Below are 3008 nucleotides of genomic sequence, written 5' to 3'. Positions count from 1 at the left end.
ATTATTCTAAAAAGCCCCCTCACATGAGGGGGCTTTTTTTATGCGGGGGTTAAATAATATTAGAATGATATTTTTTGAACTCTTTTAAATAATAGTCAATAATTCATCTAATGTTAAGTAATCCTATATAAGGGTTAAACAATATAAAATTTAATGAATATTCAATAGGCTTCCTTTAGTCTACAAATATTTTAATATTTAAATTTCTTTTAAAAGCATGAAGTAGCTTATTTTATAAATAATCAGTTACAAGATAAAAATCTATACTTTATCTTTAGATAATATTTATAAATATTTAAAATACTTCTAGAATCAGAAAATTAATTTCTGTAAATAAATAAAAAATAAATAACTAGGGTTGAATCTTATTTAAAAGCTGTTTCTCAATTTAAACCAGCCATACTCAATGTAGGTGTTATTCATATGAAATTTAATTCATTCTCTCCTGTATCCCAAGATGAAGCTGAACTTCGGCTTCCTGAAATTGTGTATTGGGCGTCTTTAGGTGATATGGAACACGTTAAACAGTTATTAGATGCTGGCATTGACCCAAACCAGGCTGATGAAGAAGGATACAGTGCACTGCATGCTGCAGCCGAAAATGGTTATTTAGGTATTGTGAAACTTCTTATAGACAAAGGAGCTGATCTACATAGTAAAGGGCAATATACTGTTCTACAGCTGGCAGAAATGGCTATGCATTCTGAAATTGTCGATTTTCTAAAATCATTTAAATAAATATATTAAAAAAGGAACCTCATCATCCTGATGAGATTCCTTTATATTTCGCTTGTAGGTAAAACTCCTGTTATACCTCACGCTCCTGGTGCTAAAACATATTATTGTTGTTTTATGTTCTGGAACTTCCTGTTCCTTGTTGATCTCAGAATACTTTGAATAACTTAATTGATCTAGCTGCAAAAAGCAGAAGAAGATGTAAGTTTAAACTGACAAGATTATATTTCTTGACTGTTCAGTAAATTTGAAAAATTTACACTTTTGCTTTAATCAAGCAGAATAATTAATTATTTCACATGTGAAGTATTTTATGTCTCGACCTAAATTGATCTATCTGCTGAGTCAGGCAGACCATAAAGTACAAAGCCTGATCAGGCAGTGTCTTCCAGAAGAATTGCAAAGTCCTTCACAAATGCTGGTACTGTTTTATCTTGATCAGCAGGATGGCATAACGCTTACGGAACTGGCTTCACGGATGCAGTTGGTTCCCTCTGCAATTACCGGGCTCATTCAACGAATGACAATACAAAAGCTGGTGATTAAAAAAAGTTCTCCAACCGATGCTAGAACTACCTGTCTATTTTTGACCGATTTATCCAGATCACTTCTTCCAGAGCTCAAGCAAAAAGCCACTTATTTAAATCAGTATATGCAGCAGGGATTTAGCATTGAAGAAATTTGTACTATTGAAAAATGGCTAGATTTTTTGACAAAAAATTTAGATAAAATGAAGGAAAAAGATTTATGAATAACTATATTGAAGTGAAATGTCGAGATGGCTATATCCTGAAAGGAATTTTGTACCCTAGTACTGCCCCTATAAAAAAGAGTGAACCTATAATCATTTCTCCAGCTACTGGTATTGTTCAGCAATTCTATCAACCTTTTGCCGTATGGTTAACTCAGCAGGGTTATGATGTTCTGACTTTTGACTTTAGGGGAATTGGTGCTTCACTTAATGGCGCACTAAAAGATTCTAAAGCATCTATTCAAGATTGGGGTTTACTGGACCTGCCAGCGGTCATTGATACAGCGCTAAAAAAGACGGGTGCTTCTCAGGTAAACATTATCGGGCATAGTGCGGGTGGTCAGTTAGTGGGTCTGGTTGAAAATCATCAGCAGATTAAACAGCTTATTTCTATTGCAGGCTCGACAGGGCATATCAAAGGATTAAAAGGCCGTACCAAACTTCTGGCACCCCTTATGTTTAATCTGCTATTTCCCCTAAGTTCAGCTTTTAAAGGATATGGAGCCGCTAAAGTAATTGGAATGGGCGAAAACTTACCGAAAGGCGTTGCGCGGCAATGGGCACAATTCTGTAGCCGTCCTGGCTATGTCATGAATGCGGTAGGTAAAACGATCAATAAACATTATCATGAACAGGTTTGCTGCCCGATTACTGCTATTGCAGCAACTGATGATGAAATTGCAACAGAACAGAATATTGATGCTTTGCTGAAACTTTATCCGCTGGCCCCTACAAAGAAATTAATTATACAACCAAAACATTATGGCCATCGATCAATTGGGCATATGTTAATGTTCAGGCCTTCACACCAAAATTTATGGCCACTTATTGCTGGTCAGTTAAACTGATTCTAGAGTATTAAGGAAGAGTGAATAAAGCTACTCTTCCTTGATACGTAGAGAACAGAAAATTTAAAAATAAAATTTTTTAATATCATTGAGAGGCTAGGGTTAATTATATCTAAGCGGGATATTAATCTGCCTGAATACAAGCAGTGAGTGATTCTTCATTGTCATATAAAAAATGCGCTCAACTATTTTTTGAAAAAGAATATAAAAAGGTCCGGGCCAATATCCAGCAATGACCAGCCTAAAGGTCGATGAAAGCTATATAGCCTTTCTTAAAAATTAATTTAAATAGAGGCGATAAAACATACAGCAGGGTTTAAATAATAATTTAGGTCATATGAAATAGATGAGTGAAGAATAAAAATTAACTTGTCTAACCGAAGTTAAAATAAGAAAGAACGATTTAAAAAAATTAAAAAAGTAGAAAAAATACAAGAAAATGGTTAAAAAATGAGAAATAAAAAGCCTTTTTTCTTATTTTTGCTGAAAAATAGTACATACGTGAAAAATATATTAAATGGGGGGTTGCAATGATTCTGAAATCCTCTAGAATGCACCCCATACCGACGAGATAGACGGAAATAAACAAGCGCAAGGCGCTAAGTTGTTGAGTTTATCGAAGTCCAGCTTCTAGTACTGACGAGGTATTAGAAAGATCATTAAGAGAATATGAA

The 3008-nt window shown here is 34.4% G+C and carries 3 protein-coding genes; all 3 read left to right on the top strand.

What is annotated here, in order from left to right; all coding sequences use genetic code 11:
* Positions 1 to 423: 423 nt before the first annotated feature.
* The 3 genes from B3R63_RS10460 to B3R63_RS10450 all read left to right on the top strand — a co-directional run bounded on the left by B3R63_RS10460 (position 424) and on the right by B3R63_RS10450 (position 2334).
* Complete coding sequence (locus tag B3R63_RS10460; protein ID WP_034671379.1) at positions 424 to 738, top strand: ankyrin repeat domain-containing protein; 315 nt, start codon at positions 424 to 426, stop codon at positions 736 to 738.
* Positions 739 to 1048: 310 nt separating this feature from the next.
* Positions 1049 to 1486: a MarR family winged helix-turn-helix transcriptional regulator gene (locus B3R63_RS10455; protein WP_005017607.1), complete on the top strand. Its 438-nt coding sequence runs from the start codon at positions 1049 to 1051 to the stop codon at positions 1484 to 1486.
* Complete coding sequence (locus B3R63_RS10450) at positions 1483 to 2334, top strand: alpha/beta fold hydrolase (protein WP_286730967.1); 852 nt, start codon at positions 1483 to 1485, stop codon at positions 2332 to 2334. The genes B3R63_RS10455 and B3R63_RS10450 overlap by 4 nt, the downstream gene beginning before the upstream one ends.
* Positions 2335 to 3008 lie beyond the last annotated feature (674 nt).

The organism is Acinetobacter sp. UBA1297 (assembly GCF_002307755.1).
Classification (GTDB): Bacteria; Pseudomonadota; Gammaproteobacteria; order Pseudomonadales; family Moraxellaceae; genus Acinetobacter; species Acinetobacter radioresistens.
The sequence above is the reverse complement of the archived record's forward strand: the minus strand, read 5'-3'. Positions and strand labels throughout refer to the sequence as shown.